Below are 22,720 nucleotides of genomic sequence, written 5' to 3'. Positions count from 1 at the left end.
GGGAAGCCCCGTACCCGTCACGTCCCTGATGCCGGCCGAGCGGCTCCCGCGCTCCGTACCCCCGCCCTACAGGTAGTCCTCCAGGCGCCCGATGCGGTAGCCCTGTTCCTGGATGCGCTGGAGCATGCGGGTGGTCATCTGGATCTCCGTCGCGCCCTTGAGTTCGGACGGGCCGCGGAAGTGGGCCAGGATGATGTCGCCCGGCTTGAGGGCGGAGCCCTCGGCGTACTGGAAGTTGTTGATCTGCATCGAGACCCGCCACAGCACCAGGGACGAGACTCCGCACTCCGAGGCCGCCCGGAGGGTGTCGTCGTTGTAGTTGCCGAAGGGCGGGCGGAAAAGCGGCGGGCGCTTGCCGAAGCGCTTCTCCAGGCGTTCCTGCTGGCCGCATATCTCCTTCTTCTGCCCCTCGAAAGAGAGGGTCCGCAGATTCGGGTGCGTCAGCGTGTGGTTGTTTATCGTGCTCGCGGAGCCGTTGTCGCGGATCTTCTCGAAGTGTCCGTAGTCCGCCGAGGCCACGCTGTCCGTGAGGAACATGCTGATCGGCAGCTTCAGGTCGGCCGCCATCTTCAGGAACTCGGGGTCCTTCTCCGCGCCGTCGTCGAAGGTCAGGAAGACGACCTTGTCGTCGGCCGGGACGGGTATTCGGTCTATCACCGGGACCTTGCCCGGCCCGGCCTTCGGGATCTGCGGTTTCTGGGCCGGCTTGGGCGCGTACGGGAGGGGGGCCGTCAGGCCCCACTTCTTGTACGCCTCGTCGGATGCGCCCCCCGGCGCCGGCGACGGTGACTGCGACGCCGTCGACGGCGTGGCGCCGCCTGCTTCGGCAGTCGGCTGCGCCGTCTTGGCGGCCAGTCGTTCGGTGGGGTCCGCGCTGTCCCCGCACCCCGTCAGGGACAGCGCGAGCGCGCCGGCCGCCAGCGTTCCGGCTACCAACCGGCGCGCGTGCTTCACAGATAGTCCTCCAGGCGAGCCACGGCGTATCCCTTGTCCGTGACGGTCTTCATGACATGACGGATCATGTCAGGCATCGTTCCCTTCCAGTCCTCCTTGCCCCGGAAGTGAGTGAGGATGATGTCACCGGGGTGCAGATCACGGTCCCATTCCCGGTAGTCCATGCGGTTGGTGAACGCCTCCGCGTTCCACAGCGGGACCGCCTTGATGCCGCAGGACTTCGCCGCGCGCAGCGTGTCCTGGTTGTAGTTGCCGTACGGCGGCCGGAAGAGGGTCGGTCGCTTGCCGAACTGCTTCTGGATGGTGTCCTGCTGGCCGCAGATCTCCTCGCGCTGCTGCTCGTAGGACAGGCCGGGCATGTAGCGGTGGTTGAGCGTGTGGTTGTTCAGGGTGACGCCCGCGTCCTGCATCTTCTTGAAGTACGGGTAGTTGTCCCGTACGACGTAGTCGCTGAGGAAGGCCGTGTACGGGATCTTCAGCTCCTGCATCATCTTCAGGAACTCGGGGTCCTTCTCCGAGCCGTCGTCGATCGTCAGGAAGACGACCTTGTCCTCGGTCGGGACGGTGGTGAAGACGTTCGGGTACTCCTCCTGGTCCTCCACCTCGAAGCCGTCGCGCGTGTGGATCTCGGGCTTCTCCTTCGGTGCCGGCGGGGCGGCGAGCGGGGTCTTGCGCAGTCCCCACTTCTTGGCCGCGACGACGCGCGCCTGTTGGGCCGCCTTGGCCTTCTCGGCGGCGCTGAGCGCGCCCGCGGCGCCCGCCTCCGCAGCCTTGGCGGCCTTCTCCTTCGCGGCCTTGTCCGGCCCGGAGTCCCCGGAGCCGCACGCCGTACCGAGGGCGGCGACGAGCAGGGCCGCCACGGCCACCCCGAACCGGCCGCGCGGACCTGCCGCGTACCGGTGACCCTGTTGCGACTTATTTCCCTTTTGTCGTACTAGCTGCATAGCAGCGCATCCTGACACCCGACACACGGCCTCCCCGGAAGACACCGCGAACGCGGTCCCACCTTCCTTCGACTGGCCCACACCGGCCGCGTCCGCCCCGTCGCCGACAATGGACCCGTGACCCCCGAAGACTTCGCCGCCCTCCTCGCCCCCGAGGGCCGCGCCCTCCTCGACGCGCTCCGCGACTACGACCCCTCCCAGGAGCTGGCCGTCGCCACCCGGCTGCGCCGCGAGCACCCCGCCGCCCTGGTCTCCGCCGCGCTCGGGCAGGCCCGGCTGCGGCAGCGCGCGGTGGCGAAGTTCGGCGCCGAGGACGCCTTCCGGATGTACTTCACGCCCGGCGGCGGCGAGATGGCCACCCGCGCGTCCGTGGCCTCGTACCGGGCCGAGCGGCTCGCCGCCCTCGGCGTACGCAGCCTCGCGGACCTGTGCTGCGGCATCGGCGGGGACGCCCTCGCGCTGGCCCGGCTCGGCATCAGGGTGCTCGCGGTGGACCACGACCCGCTCACGGTCGCCGTCGCGCGGGCCAACGCCGAGGCGCTGGGGCTGGCGGACCTGATCGAGGTCCGGGAGGCGGATGTGACGGAGGTGGACACCGCCGGCTACGACGCCGTCTTCATCGACCCGGCCCGGCGCGGGGGGCGCGGCCGGATCTTCGACCCGGAGTCGTACTCGCCGCCGCTGTCGTGGGCGGTGGAGACGGCCCGTGCGGCGAAGTACGCCGCCATCAAGATCGCGCCCGGGATCCCGCACGAGGCCGTGCCCGCGGAGGCCGAGGCCGAGTGGATCTCCGACCAGGGGGACGTCAAGGAGGCCGTGCTCTGGTTCGGGACCGCGCCGGGGACGGTGCGCGCCACCCTGCTCCCCGGGCCGCGCGAGCTGCAGACCGCCGATCCGCTGCCGGATCCGGAGGCCGGACCGGTCGGCCGCTGGCTCTACGAGCCCGACGGCGCCGTCATCCGCGCCCATCTGGTCGCCGAGGTCGCCGAGCGGCTGGACGGCCGGCTGATCGACCCGACCATCGCCTACATCACCGCCGACGAGCTGCGCGCGACGCCGTACGCGACGGCGTACGAGATCACCGATGTGCTGCCCTTCGGCCTGAAGAAGCTGAAGGCGCTGCTGCGCGAGCGCGGCGTCGGGATCCTGACCGTGAAGAAGCGCGGCTCGGCGATCGAGCCCGAGGAGCTGCGCAAGAAGGTCAAGCCGCAGGGACCGAACTCCGCGACCGTCTTCCTGACCCGGGTGGCGGGAGCCCCCTCGATGCTGATCGGCGCCCCGGCCACCCCGCCTGCCGGGCCGCCTGCGGCGACGCTCGACCGGTGAGACGCGGGTCCGGCGCTACCCGCCGGGCCCTTACGGGGGCGGGCAGCGACCTGCCGTGCGGGCCCGGCGGTGGCCGGGCGGACGGGCGATACGGACCGTCCCCGGCCGGGGTGGCATGTGCCGGTCAGGGCCCGCGCCGCGGGCCCGGCCTCCGGCCCCGCTCAGCCCCCGTCGACCTCCACCGACTCGAACCGCCAGCGGTGGACCGCCCGGGTGATCAGGTCGGCGGCGGGTTCCGGCAGCTCGGGGAGGTCGGCCGCGACGCCCTCGGCGGCCTCCCACCAGGTGATCACGAGGACCCGGTCCTGCGGGGCCCGGAACACCTCGCGGCGCACCGGCTCCCGGGCGAGGACCTGGGCGCGGGCCCACTCCAGCAGCTCGTTGCCCCGGCCGTCGGCGGCCCGGGCCTCCCACATCAGCGCGACGGTGCTCACGAGTACAGGTTGTCCTTGCTCAGTTCGTGCACGTGGTCGTGATCGTGACTGTGCCCGTGGCCGTGACCGCTCCCGTGGCCGCTCCCGTGCTCGTGCGCGGTGCCCGGCACGTGCGGGTCCGTCACCGGCAGCGAGGAGTCGGCCGACAGGTCCCAGTCGGACGCGGGCCGGTTCCGCTTGACCATCTCCGCGCCCAGGGCCGCGACCATCGCGCCGTTGTCCGTGCACAGCTTCGGCCGCGGCACCCGCAGGATGATCCCCGCGTCGTCGCACCGCTCCTGCGCCAGCGAGCGCAGCCGGGAATTGGCCGCCACACCGCCGCCGATCATCAGGTGGTCGACGCCCTCGTCCTTGCACGCGCGGATCGCCTTGCGCGTCAGGACGTCCACCACGGCCTCCTGGAAGGACGCCGCCACATCGCGCACCGGGACCTCCTCGCCCGCCTTGCGCTTCGCCTCGATCCAGCGGGCGACGGCCGTCTTGAGCCCGGAGAAGGAGAAGTCGTACGCGGCGTCGCGCGGGCCCGTCAGCCCGCGCGGGAAGTTGATCGCCTTCGGGTCTCCCTCGCGTGCGAGCCGGTCGATGACCGGGCCGCCGGGGAAGCCCAGCTGGAGCACGCGCGCGATCTTGTCGAAGGCCTCGCCCGCCGCGTCGTCGATGGTCGCGCCGAGCGGCCGGACGTCGGAGGTGATGTCCGGGGCCAGCAGCAACGAGGAGTGCCCGCCGGACACCAGCAGCGCCATCGTGGGTTCCGGCAGCGGGCCGTGCTCCAGCTGGTCGACGCAGATGTGGGAGGCCAGGTGGTTCACCCCGTACAGCGGCTTGCCGAGCGCGTACGCGTAGGCCTTGGCCGCCGAGACGCCCACGAGCAGCGCGCCCGCGAGGCCGGGACCGGCGGTGACCGCGATGCCGTCGAGGTCGCGGGCACTGACCCCGGCCTCCTTCAGGGCGCGTTCGATGGTGGGGACCATCGCCTCCAGGTGGGCCCGCGAGGCCACCTCGGGCACGACGCCGCCGAAGCGGGCGTGCTCGTCGACGCTCGACGCGATCGCGTCCGCGAGCAGGGTGGTGCCGCGGACGACGCCGACGCCGGTCTCGTCGCAGGAGGTCTCGATGCCGAGGACGAGCGGTTCGTCAGCCATTGCTCTCACTGCTCTCAGTTCGTGCTTGTGCGGGGTCGGTCAGTCGCATGACGAGCGCGTCGACGTTGCCGGGCTGGTAGTAGCCGCGCCGGAAGCCGATGGGCTCGAAGCCGAAGCGCTCGTAGAGCTTCTGGGCGCGGGTGTTGTCCACCCGTACCTCCAGCAGCACCTCGGCGCACTCGAACGCGGTGGCGGCGCGCAGCAGGTCGGTCAGGAGCCGGGCGCCGAGCCCGGTCCCCCACTGGTCGCGGGCGGCCGCGATGGTCTGTACGTCGGCCAGGTCACCGGCGGCGGCCAGTCCGGCGTAGCCCACCAGGCGGCCCGCCGCGTCCTCGGCGACGATGTAGCGGCGCGTGGCCTGGGGGCCGCGGGCGTGGGCGAGTTCGGACCAGAACATCCCGGCGGACCAGGCGTCCTCGGGGAACAGCTCGTGCTCCAGTTCCAGCACGGGCCCGATGTCCCACCAGCGCATCTCGCGCACGGTGTGGGGGGTCGCCGGGGTCACTGTGGGGTGACCACCTTGTAGTTCTTCGGCACCTGGGCGTCGGGCCGGCGCAGGTAGAGCGGGGTCGGAGGCAGGAACTCCAGGCCCGCCGCCAGTCGTTCCGCGGCCAGCGAGGCCATGGCCGCGGCGGACTGGTGCTCGGGGTTCCGCGCGTCCGTGAAGACCTCGGGGTAGAGGAGCGCGCCCTGGCCCACGGCGGGCAGGCCCGCGACCTGCTCGGCGATGTCGGCGGGGCGGTCCACGGCGGGCTCGCCGACGCGGGTGCGCGGGTCCTCGTACCGGGCCCAGTAGACCTCCTTGCGCCGCGCGTCGGTGGCGACGATGAAGGGGCCCTCGATGCCGGCGGCGCCGGCGGCGTACGCGAGGCCGTCGAGCGTGCACAGGCCGTGCACGGGCACGCCCAGCACGGCGGCGAAGGTGGAGGCGGTGACGAGGCCGACGCGCAGCCCGGTGTAGGGGCCGGGGCCGACACCGACGACGACGCCGGTGACGGCTTCGAGCGTGACCCCGGCCTCGGCGAGGACCTTGTCCACGGAGGGCAGCAGGAGCTCCCCGTGGCGGCGGGCGTCGACCTGGTTCGACTCGGCGACGACGGACTCACCGTCGTGCAGGGCGACGGTGACGGCGGGCGTGGCGGTATCTACGGCGAGCAAGAGCACGCGAACAGCCTACGACTCCGGCGGCCGCACCCCTTGCGGCCGGTCTCGCAGCAGGGCGGCTGCTACCTTTCGACGGGGTACCTGACGTGGTATCGGTCGGCGCGGAAAGGTGGAGCAAGGTGGCACGCAGCAGCTCGGGAATCGTGGCCGGGCTCACCGCCGCGGCAGTGGCCGTCGTCGGCTTCCTCGGCTACCAGGCTTCCGCCACGGCGCCCGCGCACCCTCCGAAGGCGGTCGCGCAGGAGCCGGCCCCCGCCGCGAGCCCGGCCGCCAAGCAGGATCCGGCGAAGCCGGTGGCCGTGCCCGAGGGTTCCGGCACCGGGGTGCGCGTCGTGTACTCGGTGGGTCAGAAGCGGGTGTGGCTGGTGGGCGACCCCGCGCAGCCGCCGAAGTCGTTCACGGTGATGCCGAGCACGGTGCACCCGAAGCCGGGCAGCTACACGGTCGGTTCGCGCTCGGGTTCGGTCACCGGCTCGGACGGCGTGCCGATCGAGCACGTCGTGCGGTTCGCGAGCACGGAGGGCGTGGCGGTCGGTTTCAGCGCCCGCACGGACGGCGCGCTGCCGGAGCCCGACCCGAACAAGAAGACCGGCGGCATCCGGATGACCCGTGCCGACGGCGACGCGATGTGGGCGTTCGCGACGATCGCGGCGAAGGTCGTCGTCGTCCCCTGACGGACCGCTGACGGATCACGGGCGGGGCGCCCGCTCGTTCACCCGACCGGGTGAGGCGCCGGGCCGCCCCGGACGCCCGCGGACACCCCCAGGACGCCCCTCAGGCCGCTTCGGACTCCGGAGCGGCCTCTTCGTGTGCGGTGTCCACCGGCCCGGCGGGGCCGGTGCCGTACTCCCGCGCGGGTGGCGTCGAGACGGCGGTGGCGGCCACGCCGGCGGCGAGGAGCGTCCACATGGAGACGGTGGACGGGCGGGGTTCGCGATGTGCTCCTGCTGGTGCCGACATGGCTGCCTCCTGGACCCGGGACACCGTACTTAGGCATACCTAAGAAACTCTCGGTACCATGTCACCACGAGGGCCGCCGACAGCGCAATATCTTGCCGACGAGTTGTCGGTACGTTTACTCCGAGAGGGCCCCGGCCAGGGCGTCGAGTCCGGCGCCGGCGCTCCAGCGCTCCCCGACCCCGCGCACCACGACCTCCCGTACGTCGTCCAGGACCTCCTCGTGGCCGACCGCCCGCGCGATCACCACGTGCAGCCGGTCGTCGGAGAGCTCCTCCACCTTGCCGTCGCCCCATTCCACGACGACCACGGACTCGGGCAGCGAGACGTCGAGGTCCAGGTCCTCCATCTCGTCCAGCCCGCCGCCCAGGCGGTACGCGTCCACGTGCACCAGCGCCGGTCCGCCGGTCAGCGAGGGGTGCACACGGGCGATCACGAAGGTCGGCGAGGTGACGGCCCCGCGCACGCCCAGGCCCTCGCCGAGGCCCCGGGTGAGCGTCGTCTTGCCCGCGCCCAGCTCGCCGGTCAGCAGGACGAGGTCGCCGGGGCGCAGCAGGGCGGCGATCCCGCGGCCCAACTCCTGCATGGCGTCCGGGGAGTCGATGGTGATCCGGGTCTCCGCGCCGGCCGCGGCCTCAGGTGCCGGCGCCTGGCTGCGCTGTGCTTCCAGCGGTACTTCTTCCATGCCCGCCAACGTTAGTCGCTGCGGGGACGGCCGCCGCCCCGGTGCGCACCAGCAGCTCGGTGAGCAGCCGCGTCACGGTCTCCGGGCGTTCCAGCATCATCAGGTGCCCGGTGGACTCCAGGACCACGAGGTCGGCGCCGGGGAGCGCCTCCTTGATGGCGACGCTGTGCGCGGCCGGGGTGATCATGTCCGTGTCCCCGGCGATGACCGTGACCGGAAGGTCCGCGAACAGTTGGAGCGCGGAGGTCTTGTCGTGGGTCTGGAAGGCCGGGTAGAACTCGGCGACCACGTCGATGGGCGTGGCCTCGATCAGCCGCTCCGCGAACCGCGCGACGCCCGGGTCCACGTCCCGGGAGCCGAACGAGTACATCTTGATCATTCCGGCGAAGAGGTCCGCGGTGGCCCGCCGGCCCTTCTCCACCAGCTCCACCTGCGAGCCGAGCGCCTTGAGCACGCCCGGCAGGAGCCGGCGCACGGCCCCCATGCCGACGGCCGGAAGCCCGTAGGTCACCTCGTCGAGCCGGCCGCTGGACGTGCCGACCAGGGCGACTCCGACGACGCGGTCGCGGACGAGCTCGGGGTACTGCTCCGCGAATCCCATGATGGTCATTCCGCCCATCGAGTGACCCACCAGGATCAGCGGCCCCTCGGGGGCGGTCGCGTCGATGACGGCCTTGAGGTCCCGGCCGAGCTGGTCGATGCTCACCGGCTCGCCGTCGGCCTGGGCGAGGCCGCGGGCGCTGCGGCCGTGGCTGCGCTGGTCCCAGTAGACCGCGCGGACCACGCCGCGCAGGGCGGCCCGCTGGAAGTGCCAGGAGTCCTGGCCGAGGCAGTAGCCGTGACAGAAGACGACGGTGGCCTGGGGTTCGGCCTTGCGCCGCAGCCGCCGCCGCTTGCCGTCCTCGGGGAGCTCGTCGACCTCGTAGTAGAGCTCGGTGGCGTCCTCGGCCCGGCAGATCCCCTCGGCACCGCGCAGGGACCCGTAGTCCCCGGCCGCGTCGAGGGCGAGGCGTGCCTTCATCCGCATGCCGCGCCCGACGGTGATCCGTTCGACCGCGACACCGGCCGCCGCGCCCGCGGCTATCACGCCGATGGCGGCGCCTGCCCAGCCGGCCTTGCGCCAGTTCTCGCTCACGCCGCCGCCCTCACTCCGCTCAGCCGCCCAGGTACACCCGGGGTACACGTGCACCGATACGGGTGACGATCTCATACGCGATCGTGTGCGCCGCTCGTGCCCAGTCCTCGGCGGTCGGTTCACCGCGCTCCGCGTCCCCGAAGATGACGGCCTGGTCACCCGCGCGGGCGTGGTCCTCTCCCAAGTCGACCACGAACTGGTCCATCGCGACGCGCCCGGCGACCTGGCGGATCTTGCCGCCGACGAGCACCTGGCCGAGGCCGGAGGCCTGCCGCGGGATGCCGTCGGCGTAGCCGGCCGGGATCAGCGCGAGGTTCGTCTCGGCGTCGGTGACGTAGTGGTGGCCGTAGCTCACCCCGTGCCCGGCGGGGACCGTCTTGACCAGCGCGAGGGAGGCCTTGAGGGTCATCGCGGGCCGCAGGCCCAGCTGGGCCGGGGTGCCGAGCTCGGGGGCGGGCGAGACCCCGTAGACGGCCAACCCGCAGCGCACCAGGTCGAAGTGCGACTCGGGCAGGGTGAGGGTGGCCGGCGAGTTGGCGATGTGCCGGACCTCGGGCTCGACGCCCTCCTTCTCGGCGTACGCGAGCATGTCGCGGAAGGCGGCCAGCTGGAGCTGGATCGAGGGGTGCCCGGGCTCGTCGGCGCAGGCGAAGTGCGACCAGACGCCGGTGACCTGGACGGTTCCCTCGGCCTGGGCGGCGACGGCCGCTGCGACCAGCGCCTCCCAGTCGGCGGGCTGGCAGCCGTTGCGGCCGAGGCCGGTGTCGGCCTTGAGCTGGATGCGCGCGGTGCGGCCGGCCGCACGGGCGGCCCCGCGCACCTCGTCGAGGGCCCACATTCCGCTGACGGAGACGTCGATGTCGGCCTCGACGGCCTCCCGCCAGGGCCCGCCCGGGGTCCAGAGCCAGCACATCAGGCGCCCCTGGATCCCGGCGGCGCGGAGCGCGAGGGCCTCGTCGGGCGTGGCGGTACCGAGCCAGGTGGCTCCGGCCTCCTGGGCGGCCTTGGCGCACTCCAGGGCCCCGTGCCCATAGGCATTCGCCTTGACCACGGCCATCAACTCGGCTCGGGGCGCCCGCTCGCGCAGTGCGCGCACGTTCGCCCGTACGGCGTCAAGATCGATCTCGGCGTACACGCGCGTCGCTGTCTCGTTCATCGGGGTCAGTCTCTCAGAACCCCCGCCGGGCCCTGCGGGGGCTGGGCGTACCGGGGGCGCATGTCGTCCGGCTGGTCGGCGCGGCCGGCGATTCAGCCCCGCCGGCGTTGAGGCGCGGGGTCCCGGGCGGAGCCCCGGTCTGTGAGGCGCGCGGCCCCGGCGGGGTCAGGGGTGGCGGGTGTCGCGCCAGGCTTCCGGGAGGGCTTCGGCGACCTGGTGGGCCAGCAGGGGGCCACCGACGCGGCGCGCCGCCAGGCCGTGGAGGTACGCGCCCACCGCGCCCGCGTCGGCCCCGGACAGCCCGCCGGCCAGGAGCGACCCGGCCAGCCCGGACAGCACGTCACCGCTGCCCGCGGTGGCCAGCCACGGGGTGCCCGTCGGGTTCACCCGAACGGCGGTCTCCCCGCCGGAGGCGACCAGTGTCGTCGAGCCCTTCAGCAGCACGGCCACCCCGTACCGCCGCGCCAGCGTCCTTACCGCGTCCAGCCGGCCCGCCTCCACCGCCTTCCGCTCCACCCCCAGCAGCGCGGCCGCCTCCCCCGCGTGCGGGGTCAGCAGGGTGGGGGCCGTCCGGGCCCGCAGCGCCGCCGGGTCCAGTCCGCGCAGCCCGTCCGCGTCGACCAGCACCGCCGTGTCCCCCGCCAGCAGTTCCGCGACCTCCCCCGCGCGCCCCGCACCCAGCCCCGGGCCGACCACCCACGCCTGCACCCGGCCGGGCCCGATCAGCGTCTCGGGGTAGCGGGCGAGCACCGCCTCCTGGACGGCCGCCGGCCCCACGTACCGCACCGCACCCGCGCCGCCGCGCAGCGCTCCCGCCACGGCGAGCACCGCCGCGCCGGGGTACTGGGCGGACCCGGCGACGATCCCGACCACACCCCGCCGGTACTTGTCGCTCGTCGCCGTCGGCTCCGGCAGCAGCCCCGCCACATCCGCGTGCTGCAGCGCCTGCACCTGCGGCGACGGGAGTTCCAGCCCGATGTCCACGAGGTGCACCGCGCCCGCCCGCGAGGCCCCGGGGTCGATCAGCAGGCCGGGCTTGTACGCCCCGAAGGTCACCGTCACCTCGGCGGTCACGGCCGGCCCCGCCACCTCCCCGGTGTCCGCGTCCACCCCGCTCGGCAGGTCCACCGCGACCACGGGGACCCCCGGCGGGATCCGCTCCACCAGGGTCGCGGCCGCCGGGCGCAGCCCGCCCTTGCCGCCGATCCCGAGCAGCCCGTCCAGTACGAGGTCCGCCCGCTGCGGTACGGCCCGTTCCACCCGTCCCCCGGCGGCCCGCAGCGCGGCCAGCCCGCCCGGGTGCATCCGCTCGGGGTCCATCGGCACGGCCGTCACCCCGGCCCCGCGCCGGGCCAGCCGGGCGCCCGCGTACAGCGCGTCGCCGCCGTTGTCCCCGGGGCCGACGAGCAGCACGACCCGGGCCCCGTACACCCCGCCCCGGGCCCGCCGCAGCAGCCCGGCGCAGGCGGCGGCGAGGCCGGCCGCCGCCCGCTGCATCAGGGCGCCTTCGGGCAGCCGGGCCATCAGCTCCCGCTCGGCGGCCCGTACGGTCTCCATGCTGTAAGCAGTACGCACGGACTGCCCCTACCCTTCTGCGATCACCACGGCGGAGGCGACACCGGCGTCGTGGCTGAGCGAGATGTGCCAGGACTTGACGCCCAGCTCCAGCGCCCGCGCCTCGACCGTCCCGGACACCCGCAGCCGGGGCTGTCCGCTGTCCTCGACGTACACCTCGGCGTCGGTCCACAGCAGCCCGGCGGGCGCGCCCAGCGCCTTGGCGAGGGCCTCCTTGGCGGCGAACCGCGCGGCGAGCGAGGCGACCCCGCGCCGCTCGCCGCTCGGCAGCGTCAACTCGGCGTCGACGAACAGCCGCCCGGCCAGGTTCGGGGTGCGCTCCAGTGCCGCGCCGAACCGCTCGATCTCCGCTACGTCGATCCCGACGCCGATAATCACAACGACAACTCCAGCCGCCTACTACTCCACGGTCACCGACTTGGCGAGGTTACGCGGCTGATCCACTTCGTTGCCGCGCGCCGTCGCCAGCTCGCACGCGAACACCTGCAGCGGAACCGTCGCCACCAGCGGCTGGAGCAGCGTCGGCGTCGCCGGGATCCGGATCAGGTGGTCGGCGTACGGGACGACCGCCTCGTCGCCCTCCTCCGCGATCACGATGGTCCGCGCCCCGCGCGCCCGGATCTCCTGGATGTTCGAGACGATCTTGTCGTGGAGCACAGACCGGCCGCGCGGCGACGGCACGACCACCACCACCGGCAGGTCCTTCTCGATCAGCGCGATCGGCCCGTGCTTGAGCTCGCCCGCCGCGAAGCCCTCGGCGTGCATGTACGCCAGCTCCTTAAGCTTGAGCGCGCCCTCCAGCGCCACCGGGTATCCGACGTGCCGGCCCAGGAACAGCACGGTGTTCTTGTCGGCGAGGGAGCGCGCGAGTTCCCGTACCGGCTCCATGGTCTCCAGGACCGTGTCCACGGCCGCGGCGATGTCCGACAGTTCGCGGATGACGGCCTCGATCTCGTCGCCCCACTTCGTACCCCGGACCTGGCCGAGGTAGAGCGCGACCAGGTAGCAGGCCACCAGCTGGGTCAGGAAGGCCTTCGTCGAGGCGACGGCCACCTCGGGACCGGCGTGCGTGTAGAGCACGGCGTCCGACTCGCGCGGGATCGTCGACCCGTTCGTGTTGCAGATGGCCAGCACCTTGGCGCCCTGCTCGCGCGCGTGGCGCAGCGCCATCAGGGTGTCCATGGTCTCGCCGGACTGCGAGATCGCGACGACCAGCGTCCGCTGGTCCAGGATCGGGTCGCGGTAGCGGAACTCGCTCGCCAGCTCCGTCTCGCACGGGATGCGGGTCCAGTGCTCGATGGCCAGCTTCGCGATCATGCCCGCGTGGTACGCCGTACCGCACGCCACGATCACGACCTTGTCGACCTCCCTGAGCACCGAGACGGGGATGCGTACCTCGTCCAGGGTCAGCGAGCCGCTCGCGTCGATCCGGCCCAGGAGGGTGTCGGCGACGGCCTTCGGCTGCTCGGCGATCTCCTTGAGCATGAAGTAGTCGTAGCCGCCCTTCTCGGCCGCCGAGGCGTCCCAGTCCACGTGGTACGCCCGCACGGTCGCGGCGGTGCCGTCGAAGTTGGTCACCGTGACGCCCTCGCGGCGGAGCTCGACGACCTGGTCCTGCCCCAGCTCGATCGCGGACCGGGTGTGGGCGATGAACGCGGCCACGTCCGAGGCGAGGAAGTTCTCGCCCTCTCCGACGCCGACCACCAGGGGCGAGTTCCGGCGGGCGCCGACGACCACGTCGGGCTCGTCGGCGTGCACGGCGACGAGGGTGAAGGCGCCTTCCAGCCGCCGGCACACCTGCCGCATGGCTTCCGCGAGATCGCCGGTGGCCGAGAACTGCTCCGCCAGCAGGTGCGCGACGACCTCGGTGTCCGTCTCGGACTCCAGGCGGTGTCCGCGCTCGGCCAGCTCGGCCCGCAGCGCGGCGAAGTTCTCGATGATGCCGTTGTGCACGACGGCGACGCGCCCCGAATTGTCGAGGTGCGGGTGGGCGTTGGCGTCGGTGGGGCCGCCGTGGGTCGCCCATCGGGTGTGCCCGAGCCCCGTGGAACCGGACGGCAGCGGGTGCCCGACCAGCTCCTTCTCCAGATTGACCAGCTTCCCGGCCTTCTTGACGGCCGCCAGACCGCCGTCCGCGAGCACGGCGACCCCGGCCGAGTCGTAGCCGCGGTACTCCAGCCGCTTGAGTCCGGCGATGACCACATCGAGCGCCGACTGCGCTCCCACGTAACCCACAATTCCGCACATAGGCCGCAGCGTACGCCGTAGTTGGCTGTCCGCCCCGTAGCGGAACAAGACGAAAAAGCCGCCCCGGCGCGTGCGCCGGGGCGGGTTGACGTGTCTTCGGGCAGGCGTCAGCCGAGCTTCTTGACCTGCGCCTCGACGATCTCCTTCGAGAGCACCGGCTTGCCGCCCATGTTCTGCACCGAGAACGTGGCGAGGGTGTTGCCCTTGCGCACCATGACCACCTGGCCGGCCATCGGCATCTCGGCGTCACCGAAGTCCGCCAGGAAGGAGACGGACTCGTCGCCGGCCGTGACGGCGTCGCCCGCGACGACCTTGTTGACCTTGAGGGTCTCGCCGTCCTGCGTCATCGTGTACCCGCCCGCGCAGGCGGTGCCCGCCTTCTTGAAGGCGGCGAACGCCTCCTCGGCGCCCTTGCCGTCGTAGGAGGTCAGGGTCACCGAGGTGCCGGTGGCGCCGGTGAGCATCTCGAGGCCGGCCTTCAGCTTGTCCGCCTCCGAGGCGTTGGGGTCGGCCGCCTTGCCGGAGGTACCGCCGACCTGGGTGCGGGCCACACCGGTGGAGGTGCCCTGGGGCTCCATCGACGCGGCCTGGCCCAGCGGCTTGCACTCGGCCTTGTCGGTGGTGGCCGCGAGGTTCTTGAGCTGGTCCGCGGAGGGCGCCTTGACGAGGCTGTCCTTGGGGGCCTCGGCCTGGGTCAGCAGGAGGGGCGCCAGCTCGGCGTCCGTCTTGCCCTTGGTCGCGGCGGGAGCGGAGGAGGCCCCGGACGGCTTGGCGTCCGCCTTGGCGTCGTCCTTCTTGTCGGAGCCGCAGGCGGTCGCCAGCAGGGCCAGGGACACCGCGGACGCGGTCAGGACGGTACGACGGACGAGAGTGTTGCGCACGAGAAGACTCCCCCATGGAGACGGCTGCGAAAGGGCAGCCCGAACCGCGCCCCCGAAGCGGGGGCGTGGGTATGGCTGCGATGATCAACAATGTACGGGCCAATCGATCACCGCGTGGCCCGGGGCGGCGTTCGCCGCCGATCGTGACCCGGACGAGACCCCAAGAATTTCCAATCGCAACCAGTGCGCGTACAACCTCACGCCCACGGGCCGGGCCCTGGTCCGGTAGCCGTCCCTGTGGTCCGGCACGTGACCGACCACACCACCCACAACCGCCCCGGAGCCCCGACAATGGCGGTGTGATCACTTCGCCGCCACGAAGCAACACGCCGGACAACGCAACGGAGCGCACCGGCCGGGACGGGCACCCCACACGCCCCGGACACCGCCGGGGCCCCGAGGCCTCGCCCTACGTCGACCTCACCCGCGCCGAGTGGAGCGCGCTACGGGAGCGGACCCCGCTCCCGCTGACCGCCGACGAGGTGGAGCGGCTGCGCGGCCTCGGCGACGTCATCGACCTCGACGAGGTCCGCGACGTCTACCTGCCGCTGTCCCGGCTCCTCAACCTCTACGTCGGCGCCACCAGCAACCTCCGCGGCACCCTCAACACCTTCCTCGGCGACGCGGGCAACGGGCACGGCGCCCAACAGGGCACCCCCTTCGTCATAGGGGTCGCCGGCTCGGTCGCCGTCGGCAAGTCCACCGTGGCCCGCCTGCTGCAGGCCCTGCTGGCCCGCTGGCCCGAGCACCCGCGCGTGGAACTGGTCACCACCGACGGCTTCCTGTACCCGATGAAGGAGCTCCAGCGGCGTGGGCTGACCTCCCGCAAGGGGTTCCCGGAGTCCTACGACCGCCGCGCGCTCACCCGCTTCGTCGCCGACATCAAGGCCGGCAAGGACGAGGTCCGGGCCCCGGTCTACTCGCACCTGATCTACGACATCGTCCCCGGTGAGGAGCTCGTCGTCCGCCGCCCGGACATCCTCATCGTCGAGGGCCTCAACGTGCTCCAGCCGGCCCTCCCCGGTACCGACGGCCGTACCCGCGTCGCCCTCGCCGACTACTTCGACTTCAGCGTGTACGTGGACGCCCGCCCCGAGGACATCGAGCGCTGGTACCTGAACCGGTTCCGGAAGCTGCGCGCGACCGCGTTCCAGAACCCCTTCTCGTACTTCCGCAAGTACACCCAGGTCTCCGAGGAGGAGGCCATGGAGTACGCGCAGACGATGTGGCGGACGATCAACCGCCCCAACCTGCTGGAGAACGTGGCGCCCACCCGCGGCCGGGCCACCCTCGTCGTCCGCAAGGGGCCCGATCACAAGGTGCAGAAGCTGAGCCTCCGCAAGCTCTAGCGCGCAGTCGCTAGGGTGCGAAAATGCTGCATCTGCGGATGATCACCCCCCATCACCTCACCGAGCAGGTGGTGGCGCTGATCGACCGGACGGTCGGAACCACCCATCTGGTCGTGCTGCCCGGCGCCGCCCGCGACCCCGAGGGCGATCTCGTCCTGTGCGACGTCGCCCGCGAGGCGGCGGACGAGCTCCTGCAGGCGATGCGCCACCTCGGTATCGATCAGACCGGCTCGATCGCCGTGGAGAACATCGACCTGTCCATCTCCAGACGCGCCGACGACGCCGAGGAGGAAGCGCCGGGCGAGGCCGCCGACGCCGTGGTCTGGGAGCAGTTGGCCGAGTCGACGCACGAGGAGTCCACCCTCACGATCACCTACGCCGCCTTCATGATCGTGGCGACGATGATCGCGGCCTGCGGTGTGGTCCTGGACAACGCGATCCTGATCGTGGGCGCCATGGCGGTCGGCCCGGAGTTCGGCCCGCTCGCCGGTATCTGTACCGGCCTGGTGCAGCGCCGTCGCAGGCTGGCCGGCCGCTCGCTCTTCGCGCTGTTCATCGGCTTCACGGCGGCGATCGTGGCGACGACGGTCTTCAGTCTGGGGATGAACGCGCTCGGGTTGTTCCAGGAGGGAATGCTGGAGAATCCCCGGCCGAACACCAGCTTCATCTGGCAGCCCGACCCGTTCTCCTTCGTCGTGGCGCTGCTCGCCGGTGTGGCCGGCATGCTGTCGCTGACCTCGGCGAAGGCCGGTGCGCTGGTGGGCGTGGCGATCTCCGTCACCACCGTCCCGGCGGGCGCGAACGCGGCGGTGGCCCTCAGCTACGGCGACTTCTCCCAGATGTGGGGCTCGGCCGTGCAGCTGGCCGTGAACCTGGGCGGCATCATCCTCTCCGGGACGCTCACCCTCATCTGCTGGAAACTGCTGTGGCGCACCCAGGAGAGCCGGATGATCCGGAAACCGGGTGCGCCACACAGGCCGGGCAGCGGGCTCTAGCAGGGCCTAGCCGAGCGCGGACTTCACGACGTCCGCGAGGCGGCCGGCGATCGAGCGGGCCTGCTCGATGTCGGCGGCCTCGACCATCACCCGTACGAGCGGCTCCGTGCCGGACGAACGCAGCAGCACCCGTCCCGTGGTGCCCAGCTCGCGCTCGGCGTCGGCGACCGCCGCCGCCAGCTCGGCGGAGGTGGTGACGCGGGACTTGTCCACGTCGGGAACGTTGACGAGCACCTGCGGCAGCCGCTGCATGACGCCCGCCAGCTCGGCGAGGGACTTGCCGGTGGCCGCGACGCGCGCCGCGAGCAGCAGGCCGGTCAGCGTGCCGTCGCCGGTCGTCGCGTGGTCGAGGATGATCACGTGGCCGGACTGCTCGCCGCCGAGCGCGTAGCCGTTCTGCTTCATCGACTCCAGCACGTAGCGGTCGCCGACCCCGGTCTGCACGACCTGGATGCCCTCGCCCTCCATGGCCAGCTTGAAGCCCAGGTTGGACATCACGGTGCCGACCACGGTGTTCTCGCGCAGCTGGCCGGCCTCGCGCATGGCGAGGGCCAGCACGGCGAGGATCTGGTCGCCGTCGATCTCCTCGCCGGAGGCGTCCACGGCCAGGCAGCGGTCGGCGTCGCCGTCGTGCGCGATGCCGAAGTCGGCGCCGTGCTCGACCACGGCCGCCTTGAGCAGGCCGAGGTGGGTGGAGCCGCAGCCGTCGTTGATGTTGAGGCCGTTGGGCTCGGCGCCGATCGTGACGATCTCCGCGCCGGCCCGGGTGAAGGCCTCGGGCGAGACGTACGCGGCCGCGCCGTGGGCCTCGTCCAGGACGACCTTCAGGCCTTCGAGGCGGTTCGGGAGGACACCGATGAGGTGGGCGACGTACCGGTCGAAGCCCTCGGTGTAGTCGGAGACGCGGCCGACGCCGGAGCCGGTGGGTCGGTCCCAGGGCGCGCCGGTGCGGTGCTGCTCGTAGGTCGACTCGATGCGGTCCTCCAGCTCGTCGGCGAGCTTGTGGCCGCCGCGCGCGAAGAACTTGATGCCGTTGTCGGGCATGGCGTTGTGGCTGGCCGAGAGCATCACGCCGAGGTCGGCGCCCAGCGCACCGGTGAGATACGCCACCGCCGGGGTGGGCAGCACACCGACGCGCAGGACGTCCACGCCCGCGCTCGCGAGGCCGGCCACGACCGCGGCCTCCAGGAATTCGCCGGAGGCGCGGGGATCCCGGCCGACCACGGCGGTCGCCCGGTGGCCTTCGAAGGTGCCCGCCTCGGCGAGTACGTGGGCAGCCGCCACGGAGAGGCCGAGCGCGAGCTCCGCCGTCAGATCCGCGTTGGCAACGCCGCGTACACCGTCCGTCCCGAAGAGTCGTCCCACTGTTGTCCTCCCGAGTTTCCGCTTCGCGTATGACCGCTTGTGACAGGTATTTGCCGCTTGTGGCGGTAAACGAACCGCCCCGACAGCACAGAGAGTGCTGCCGGGGCGGTTTCGTTGCAGAACAGCAGGCGCAGATTAACGCTTGCTGTACTGCGGAGCCTTACGGGCCTTCTTGAGACCGGCCTTCTTGCGCTCGACCGCACGGTCGTCGCGGGAGAGGAAGCCGGCCTTCTTCAGCGCCGGGCGGTTGTTGTCCACGTCCGCCTCGTTCAGCGCACGGGCCACGCCGAGGCGCAGGGCGCCGGCCTGGCCGGACACGCCGCCACCCGAGATGCGGGCGATGACGTCGTAGCGACCGTCGAGCTCGAGGAGCTTGAAGGGCTCGTTGACTTCCTGCTGGTGCACCTTGTTGGGGAAGTAGTCCTCAAGGGTGCGGGCGTTGATCTTCCACTTGCCGGTGCCCGGAACGATCCGGACGCGGGCGATGGCGTTCTTGCGACGGCCCAGGCCGGCGGCCGGCTGGGGGTCGCCGAAGCGGCCGGCAAGGGACTCGGAGGTGTAGTCGCCCTCGACGACGACGTCCGACTCGGTGGTGTACTCCTCGACGTTGCCCTCGAACTCTTCGACGGGGGTCGTCTCGGCGGTGGTCTCGGCCACGATGCTCCTCAGAATTTTCTACGTCTTAGGGGGTGGCCGGAACTACTGCGCGACCTGGGTGATCTCGAACGGCACCGGCTGCTGAGCAGCGTGGGGGTGCACATCGCCCGAGTAGACCTTCAGCTTCGAGAGCATCTGACGGCCCAGGGTGTTCTTGGGGAGCATGCCCTTGATGGCCTTCTCGACGGCCTTCTCCGGGTTGTTCGCCAGGAGGTCGTCGTAGCGCACGGAGCGGAGACCGCCCGGGTAGCCGGAGTGGCGGTACGCCATCTTCTGCGACGCCTTGTTGCCGGACAGGTGAACCTTGTCGGCGTTGACGATGATGACGAAGTCGCCCATGTCCATGTGGGGGGCGTAAGTCGGCTTGTGCTTGCCGCGCAGGAGAGCTGCGGCCTGGGTCGCCAGACGGCCGAGGACAACGTCCTGGGCGTCGATGACGAGCCACTGGCGCGAGATGTCGCCGGGCTTGGGGCTGAACGTACGCACGCGTATGCCTTCGCTTCTTCGGTGGTGGTATCCCAAGGGCGCAAGCCCCAACGGGAAGGTCCTGACAGGGTCACCACGGACGATCACGACAGCCCTCATTCACAACGGGGACGCAACCCGTGTGAACTGCTGGTCATCGGTCCGGTGGACCGGCGCAAGGCCCTTTCACGTGAGAATGAGAAAGCCAATACGCATAACAAACCAGCAGGATACCCAAGCAGACCCGTACGGGTCAAAACGCGGTCCGCGATGCCGATTCTGCTGGCGTCGCGGCGCACTCCGGTTCGGTCCTGGGTGGGGACCCCGCAGTTGTTACGAGCTCCAGAGTAACCCGCCCGGAGCGCACCGCACGACACGCCAGCACGATCATGAGCCCGCACAGGGTGGCGCAGTCCTTGAACGCCCGCCGCTTGGCCTCCAGCTCGGACGGCCACGGAACGCCCGCCACCTGGGGCCCCAGCACCGCCCAGAACCAGGGCGAACGCGCCGCCGAGTCCGACCGCACCACCGAGGCCATCAGCAGCGGCAGGACCACCAGCAGGTAGTGGTCGAAGGACGGCCGCGACACCAGGAATGCGGCGAGCATCACCATGCAGGCCGTCTCCACCAGGCGCAGCTCACCTCCGTCGGTGTCCTCCCGCCGCCACCGCACCCAGGCCGCCCACAGACCCGCGCAGGCCCCGGCGAAGGCCACCGGCACCGCCACCGACGCGGGCACGCCCAGCCGTGGCAGCACGGCGATCGGCGAGGCGTCCCACGGCAGCGCGTACGAGTCCTGCCCGTGGAGCAGGAAGGGCAGGGTCTTGGTGAAGAACAGCGACGGGCTCGGCATCACCAGCGCGCCGGCCAGCGAGAACCCCAGCGGCACCAGCACGGCCGCGGCCAGAGCGCGCCACCGCCGGGCGACCAGGAAGAGCAGCCCCAGGGGCACCAGCATCGGCTTGCACGCGATCGCGAGCCCCACCACCAGCCCGGCCGACCCCCACCTGCTCCGGTGGGCGAGCAGCAGCGCCACGGGCAGGGCGGCCGCCGAGATGGCGGTCCAGTTCCCGATCAGCACGAGGTTGATGTACGGCTTGTAGAGGAGGGCGAACACCGCGAGACCGCCGACGGCGAGGCGCGAGCGCAGCGGCACCGCGAACATCCGCAGCGCGGCCAGCCAGCCGACGCCCAGCAGCCCCGACATCCCGAGCGGCAGCACCCACCGCAACACCTCACGCGGCAGCAGGGCCTCCGGAACCGCCATGAGCACGGCACTGGGCAGATAGAGGAAGCGCTTGTCCTCGTACGGGGACCCGCCCGCCAGCAACGTCTCCGCGGCCTTGACCACGAACGCGTTGTCGGAGCCCCAGTTCGCCCGCAGGCTCGTGGAGACGGCGATCCCGAGGAGCACCGCGAGGGAGACCACCTGCCAGGACCGGGCGGCCGGCTGCAGCAACCAGTCGATCAGCCTGCTGCCGGTCCCCCCGACCCCCGTCGCCCCGTCCCCGTCGCCCCCGTCCCCGGCGCCCCGGTTCCTGACGCCCTGGTTCTCCCACTTCATCAGCCAGATGCTAGGCCGCAGCCCCACGACGCCTGCCCCTCACTCGACCGAGGGGTCGACGGTCGGTCTCCCCCCTAGCGCTTGCGTTCGACTCTACGTTCGTCCCAGACGGGTTCCTGAGTCTCCCGCACAACACCGTCCGAACCGAAGACCAGGTAACGGTCAAATGTGCGCGCGAACCACCGGTCGTGCGTGACGCACAGCACAGTGCCGTCGTACGCCTCCAGACCGTCCTGCAGGGCCTCCGCCGACTCCAGGTCCAGGTTGTCCGTCGGCTCGTCCAGCAGCAGCGCCGTGGTGCCCGCCAGCTCCAACAGCAGGATCTGGAAGCGCGCCTGCTGCCCGCCCGAGAGCTTCTCGAACGGCTGGTCGCCCTGGCGCTCCAGCTCGTACCGGCGCAGGGCGCCCATCGCCTGCCCCAGCGGCTTGGCCGCCTCCGTCCACAGGATGTCGACGAGGGTCCGCCCGAACAGCTCCGGGTGCGCGTGGGTCTGCGCGAAATGGCCGGGAACCACCCGCGCGCCCAGCTTCCACGTACCCGTGTGCTTGACGTCCTCGCCCGCCATCAGGCGCAGGAAGTGCGACTTGCCCGAGCCGTTCGAGCCGAGGACCGCGACCCGCTCCCCGTAGAAGACCTCCAGGGAGAAGGGCTTCATCAGGCCGGTCAGCTCCAGGTTCTCCACGGTCAGGGCGCGCACGCCGGTCCGCCCGCCCTTGAGGCGCATCCTGATGTCCTGCTCGCGCGGCGGCTCCGGCGGCGGGCCGGCCTCCTCGAACTTCTGGAAGCGGGTCTGCATCGCCCGGTACCGCGAGGCCATGTCGGGGCTGCTCGCGGCCTGGTTGCGCAGCCGCAGCACCAGCGCCTTCAGCCGCGCGTGCTCCTCGTCCCAGCGCCGCTTGAGCTCCTCGAAGCGCGCGAAGCGCTCCTTGCGGGCGTCGTGGTACGTGGCGAAGCCCGCGCCGTGCACCCAGACGTCGGAGCCCGTCGGGCTCGCCTCCAGGCTGATGATCTTCTCGGCCGCCTGGGTCAGCAGCTCCCGGTCGTGGGAGACGAAGAGCACCGTCTTGCGGGTGGCCTTCAGCTGCTCCTCCAGCCAGCGCTTGCCGGGGACGTCCAGATAGTTGTCCGGCTCGTCGAGCAGCAGCACCTCGTCGGGCCCGCGCAGCAGCGCCTCCAGCACGAGCCGCTTCTGCTCACCGCCGGACAGCGTGCGCACCTCGCGGAACTGCGCGGTGTCGTACGGGATCGCCAGCGCGGCCATGGTGCAGACGTCCCACAGCGTCTCCGCCTCGTACCCCTGGACGTCCGCCCAGTCGCTCAGCGCCTGCGCGTAGGCCATCTGGGCGGCCTCGTCGTCCACCGTCAGGATCAGCTGCTCGGCGCGGTCCACGGCCTTCGCGGCCTCCCGGATGCGCGGCTGGGCCACCGAGACCAGCAGGTCCCGTACGGTCGTCTCGTCCCGCACCGAGCCCACGAACTGCGACATCACGCCGAGGCCGCCGGAGACGGTGATGCCGCCGCCGTGCGGCTGGAGCTCGCCGGAGATCATCTTCAGCAGGGTGGTCTTGCCGGCCCCGTTCGCCCCGACGAGCGCGGCGACCGACCCCTCCCCCACGCGGAAGGAGACGTCAGGGAGCAGTACCCGCCCGTCGGGAAGGTAGTACTCCATGTGGCTGGCTTCGAGATGTCCCATGCCGGGCATTGTCCCGGTCCGGCGCCGATCC

The 22,720-nt window shown here is 71.9% G+C and carries 23 protein-coding genes; 4 read left to right on the top strand and 19 right to left on the bottom strand.

Annotated elements, in window-relative coordinates; translation table 11 throughout:
- Positions 1-66: 66 nt before the first annotated feature.
- Together AB8A24_RS23100 and AB8A24_RS23095 are read right to left on the bottom strand one after the other, a co-directional pair.
- The gene (locus AB8A24_RS23100; RefSeq protein WP_328962044.1) at positions 67-954 is read right to left on the bottom strand and encodes a polysaccharide deacetylase family protein; all 888 of its coding nucleotides are present in this window, start codon (positions 952-954) and stop codon (positions 67-69) included.
- Complete coding sequence (locus AB8A24_RS23095) at positions 951-1,820, bottom strand: polysaccharide deacetylase family protein (RefSeq protein WP_030725860.1); 870 nt, start codon at positions 1,818-1,820, stop codon at positions 951-953. Before AB8A24_RS23095 ends, AB8A24_RS23100 begins: the two co-directional genes overlap by 4 nt.
- Positions 1,821-2,015: 195 nt before the next feature.
- Between AB8A24_RS23095 and AB8A24_RS23090 the strand changes: the two genes are divergently transcribed.
- Positions 2,016-3,224 (top strand): methyltransferase domain-containing protein, encoded by a 1,209-nt coding sequence (locus AB8A24_RS23090; protein ID WP_369477422.1) that lies wholly within the window; start codon positions 2,016-2,018, stop codon positions 3,222-3,224.
- A 161-nt stretch (positions 3,225-3,385) separates the two neighbouring features.
- Here AB8A24_RS23090 and AB8A24_RS23085 read toward each other — a convergent pair whose 3' ends face one another.
- Genes AB8A24_RS23085 through tsaB form a run of 4 tightly spaced genes read right to left on the bottom strand, consistent with a single transcriptional unit; the run spans position 3,386 to position 5,964 of the window.
- Entirely contained in the window at positions 3,386-3,658 is a 273-nt protein-coding gene (locus AB8A24_RS23085; protein WP_030725866.1) for a hypothetical protein, read from the bottom strand.
- Positions 3,655-4,800 carry a tRNA (adenosine(37)-N6)-threonylcarbamoyltransferase complex transferase subunit TsaD gene (gene tsaD, locus AB8A24_RS23080; RefSeq protein WP_328962046.1) on the bottom strand — a complete coding sequence of 382 codons (1,146 nt, stop codon included), beginning with the start codon at positions 4,798-4,800 and terminating at the stop codon, positions 3,655-3,657. Before tsaD ends, AB8A24_RS23085 begins: the two co-directional genes overlap by 4 nt.
- Positions 4,793-5,272 carry a ribosomal protein S18-alanine N-acetyltransferase gene (gene rimI / locus AB8A24_RS23075; protein ID WP_030725871.1) on the bottom strand — a complete coding sequence of 160 codons (480 nt, stop codon included), beginning with the start codon at positions 5,270-5,272 and terminating at the stop codon, positions 4,793-4,795. The genes tsaD and rimI overlap by 8 nt, the downstream gene beginning before the upstream one ends.
- A gap of 29 nt (positions 5,273-5,301) precedes the next feature.
- Positions 5,302-5,964: a tRNA (adenosine(37)-N6)-threonylcarbamoyltransferase complex dimerization subunit type 1 TsaB gene (gene tsaB, locus AB8A24_RS23070; protein WP_266381372.1), complete on the bottom strand. Its 663-nt coding sequence runs from the start codon at positions 5,962-5,964 to the stop codon at positions 5,302-5,304.
- 119 nt (positions 5,965-6,083) lie between these two features.
- Here tsaB and AB8A24_RS23065 point away from each other — a divergent pair, with 119 nt between their 5' ends.
- A complete protein-coding gene (locus AB8A24_RS23065; RefSeq protein WP_266381375.1) occupies positions 6,084-6,638 on the top strand; it encodes a hypothetical protein in 555 nt (184 codons plus the stop codon).
- 100 nt (positions 6,639-6,738) lie between these two features.
- Here the strand turns inward: AB8A24_RS23065 and AB8A24_RS23060 are convergent, their stop codons facing one another.
- The 8 genes from AB8A24_RS23060 to AB8A24_RS23025 all read right to left on the bottom strand — a co-directional run bounded on the left by AB8A24_RS23060 (position 6,739) and on the right by AB8A24_RS23025 (position 14,600).
- Positions 6,739-6,924 (bottom strand): hypothetical protein, encoded by a 186-nt coding sequence (locus tag AB8A24_RS23060; protein ID WP_369477420.1) that lies wholly within the window; start codon positions 6,922-6,924, stop codon positions 6,739-6,741.
- A gap of 115 nt (positions 6,925-7,039) precedes the next feature.
- Positions 7,040-7,606, bottom strand: coding sequence for a tRNA (adenosine(37)-N6)-threonylcarbamoyltransferase complex ATPase subunit type 1 TsaE (gene tsaE / locus AB8A24_RS23055; protein ID WP_328962047.1), 567 nt, complete (start codon positions 7,604-7,606; stop codon positions 7,040-7,042).
- Positions 7,557-8,741 carry an alpha/beta hydrolase gene (locus tag AB8A24_RS23050; RefSeq protein WP_328962048.1) on the bottom strand — a complete coding sequence of 395 codons (1,185 nt, stop codon included), beginning with the start codon at positions 8,739-8,741 and terminating at the stop codon, positions 7,557-7,559. Before AB8A24_RS23050 ends, tsaE begins: the two co-directional genes overlap by 50 nt.
- 19 nt (positions 8,742-8,760) lie before the next feature.
- Complete coding sequence (gene alr / locus AB8A24_RS23045; RefSeq protein ID WP_369477417.1) at positions 8,761-9,897, bottom strand: alanine racemase; 1,137 nt, start codon at positions 9,895-9,897, stop codon at positions 8,761-8,763.
- Between the two features lie 165 nt (positions 9,898-10,062).
- Positions 10,063-11,472: an NAD(P)H-hydrate dehydratase gene (locus tag AB8A24_RS23040; RefSeq protein WP_369477415.1), complete on the bottom strand. Its 1,410-nt coding sequence runs from the start codon at positions 11,470-11,472 to the stop codon at positions 10,063-10,065.
- Positions 11,473-11,481: 9 nt separating this feature from the next.
- A complete protein-coding gene (locus tag AB8A24_RS23035; protein ID WP_328962051.1) occupies positions 11,482-11,850 on the bottom strand; it encodes a holo-ACP synthase in 369 nt (122 codons plus the stop codon).
- A gap of 21 nt (positions 11,851-11,871) precedes the next feature.
- Positions 11,872-13,719, bottom strand: a complete 1,848-nt coding sequence (gene glmS / locus AB8A24_RS23030; protein ID WP_266381394.1) for a glutamine--fructose-6-phosphate transaminase (isomerizing) — start codon at positions 13,717-13,719, stop codon at positions 11,872-11,874.
- A 107-nt stretch (positions 13,720-13,826) separates the two neighbouring features.
- A complete protein-coding gene (locus tag AB8A24_RS23025) occupies positions 13,827-14,600 on the bottom strand; it encodes a hypothetical protein (RefSeq protein ID WP_369477412.1) in 774 nt (257 codons plus the stop codon).
- A gap of 299 nt (positions 14,601-14,899) precedes the next feature.
- Here AB8A24_RS23025 and coaA point away from each other — a divergent pair, with 299 nt between their 5' ends.
- A complete protein-coding gene (gene coaA, locus AB8A24_RS23020) occupies positions 14,900-15,949 on the top strand; it encodes a type I pantothenate kinase (protein ID WP_030725900.1) in 1,050 nt (349 codons plus the stop codon).
- Positions 15,950-15,972: 23 nt separating this feature from the next.
- Positions 15,973-16,944: a DUF389 domain-containing protein gene (locus AB8A24_RS23015; RefSeq protein WP_328962054.1), complete on the top strand. Its 972-nt coding sequence runs from the start codon at positions 15,973-15,975 to the stop codon at positions 16,942-16,944.
- Between the two features lie 6 nt (positions 16,945-16,950).
- Here the strand turns inward: AB8A24_RS23015 and glmM are convergent, their stop codons facing one another.
- The 5 genes from glmM to AB8A24_RS22990 all read right to left on the bottom strand — a co-directional run bounded on the left by glmM (position 16,951) and on the right by AB8A24_RS22990 (position 22,698).
- Positions 16,951-18,309, bottom strand: a complete 1,359-nt coding sequence (gene glmM / locus AB8A24_RS23010) for a phosphoglucosamine mutase (RefSeq protein WP_328962055.1) — start codon at positions 18,307-18,309, stop codon at positions 16,951-16,953.
- Positions 18,310-18,444: 135 nt separating this feature from the next.
- Positions 18,445-18,966 (bottom strand): 30S ribosomal protein S9, encoded by a 522-nt coding sequence (rpsI, locus tag AB8A24_RS23005; protein ID WP_266381411.1) that lies wholly within the window; start codon positions 18,964-18,966, stop codon positions 18,445-18,447.
- A 42-nt stretch (positions 18,967-19,008) separates the two neighbouring features.
- Complete coding sequence (gene rplM, locus AB8A24_RS23000; RefSeq protein WP_030725911.1) at positions 19,009-19,452, bottom strand: 50S ribosomal protein L13; 444 nt, start codon at positions 19,450-19,452, stop codon at positions 19,009-19,011.
- A 232-nt stretch (positions 19,453-19,684) separates the two neighbouring features.
- Complete coding sequence (locus AB8A24_RS22995; protein WP_369477408.1) at positions 19,685-20,995, bottom strand: glycosyltransferase family 87 protein; 1,311 nt, start codon at positions 20,993-20,995, stop codon at positions 19,685-19,687.
- Between the two features lie 74 nt (positions 20,996-21,069).
- Positions 21,070-22,698, bottom strand: a complete 1,629-nt coding sequence (locus AB8A24_RS22990; RefSeq protein WP_369477406.1) for an ABC-F family ATP-binding cassette domain-containing protein — start codon at positions 22,696-22,698, stop codon at positions 21,070-21,072.
- Positions 22,699-22,720 lie beyond the last annotated feature (22 nt).

The organism is Streptomyces sp. BF23-19 (genome assembly GCF_041106355.1).
GTDB lineage: Bacteria > Actinomycetota > Actinomycetes > Streptomycetales > Streptomycetaceae > Streptomyces > Streptomyces virginiae_A.
Note: the sequence above shows the minus strand (reverse complement) of the source record. Positions and strands in the feature narration are given on the sequence as shown.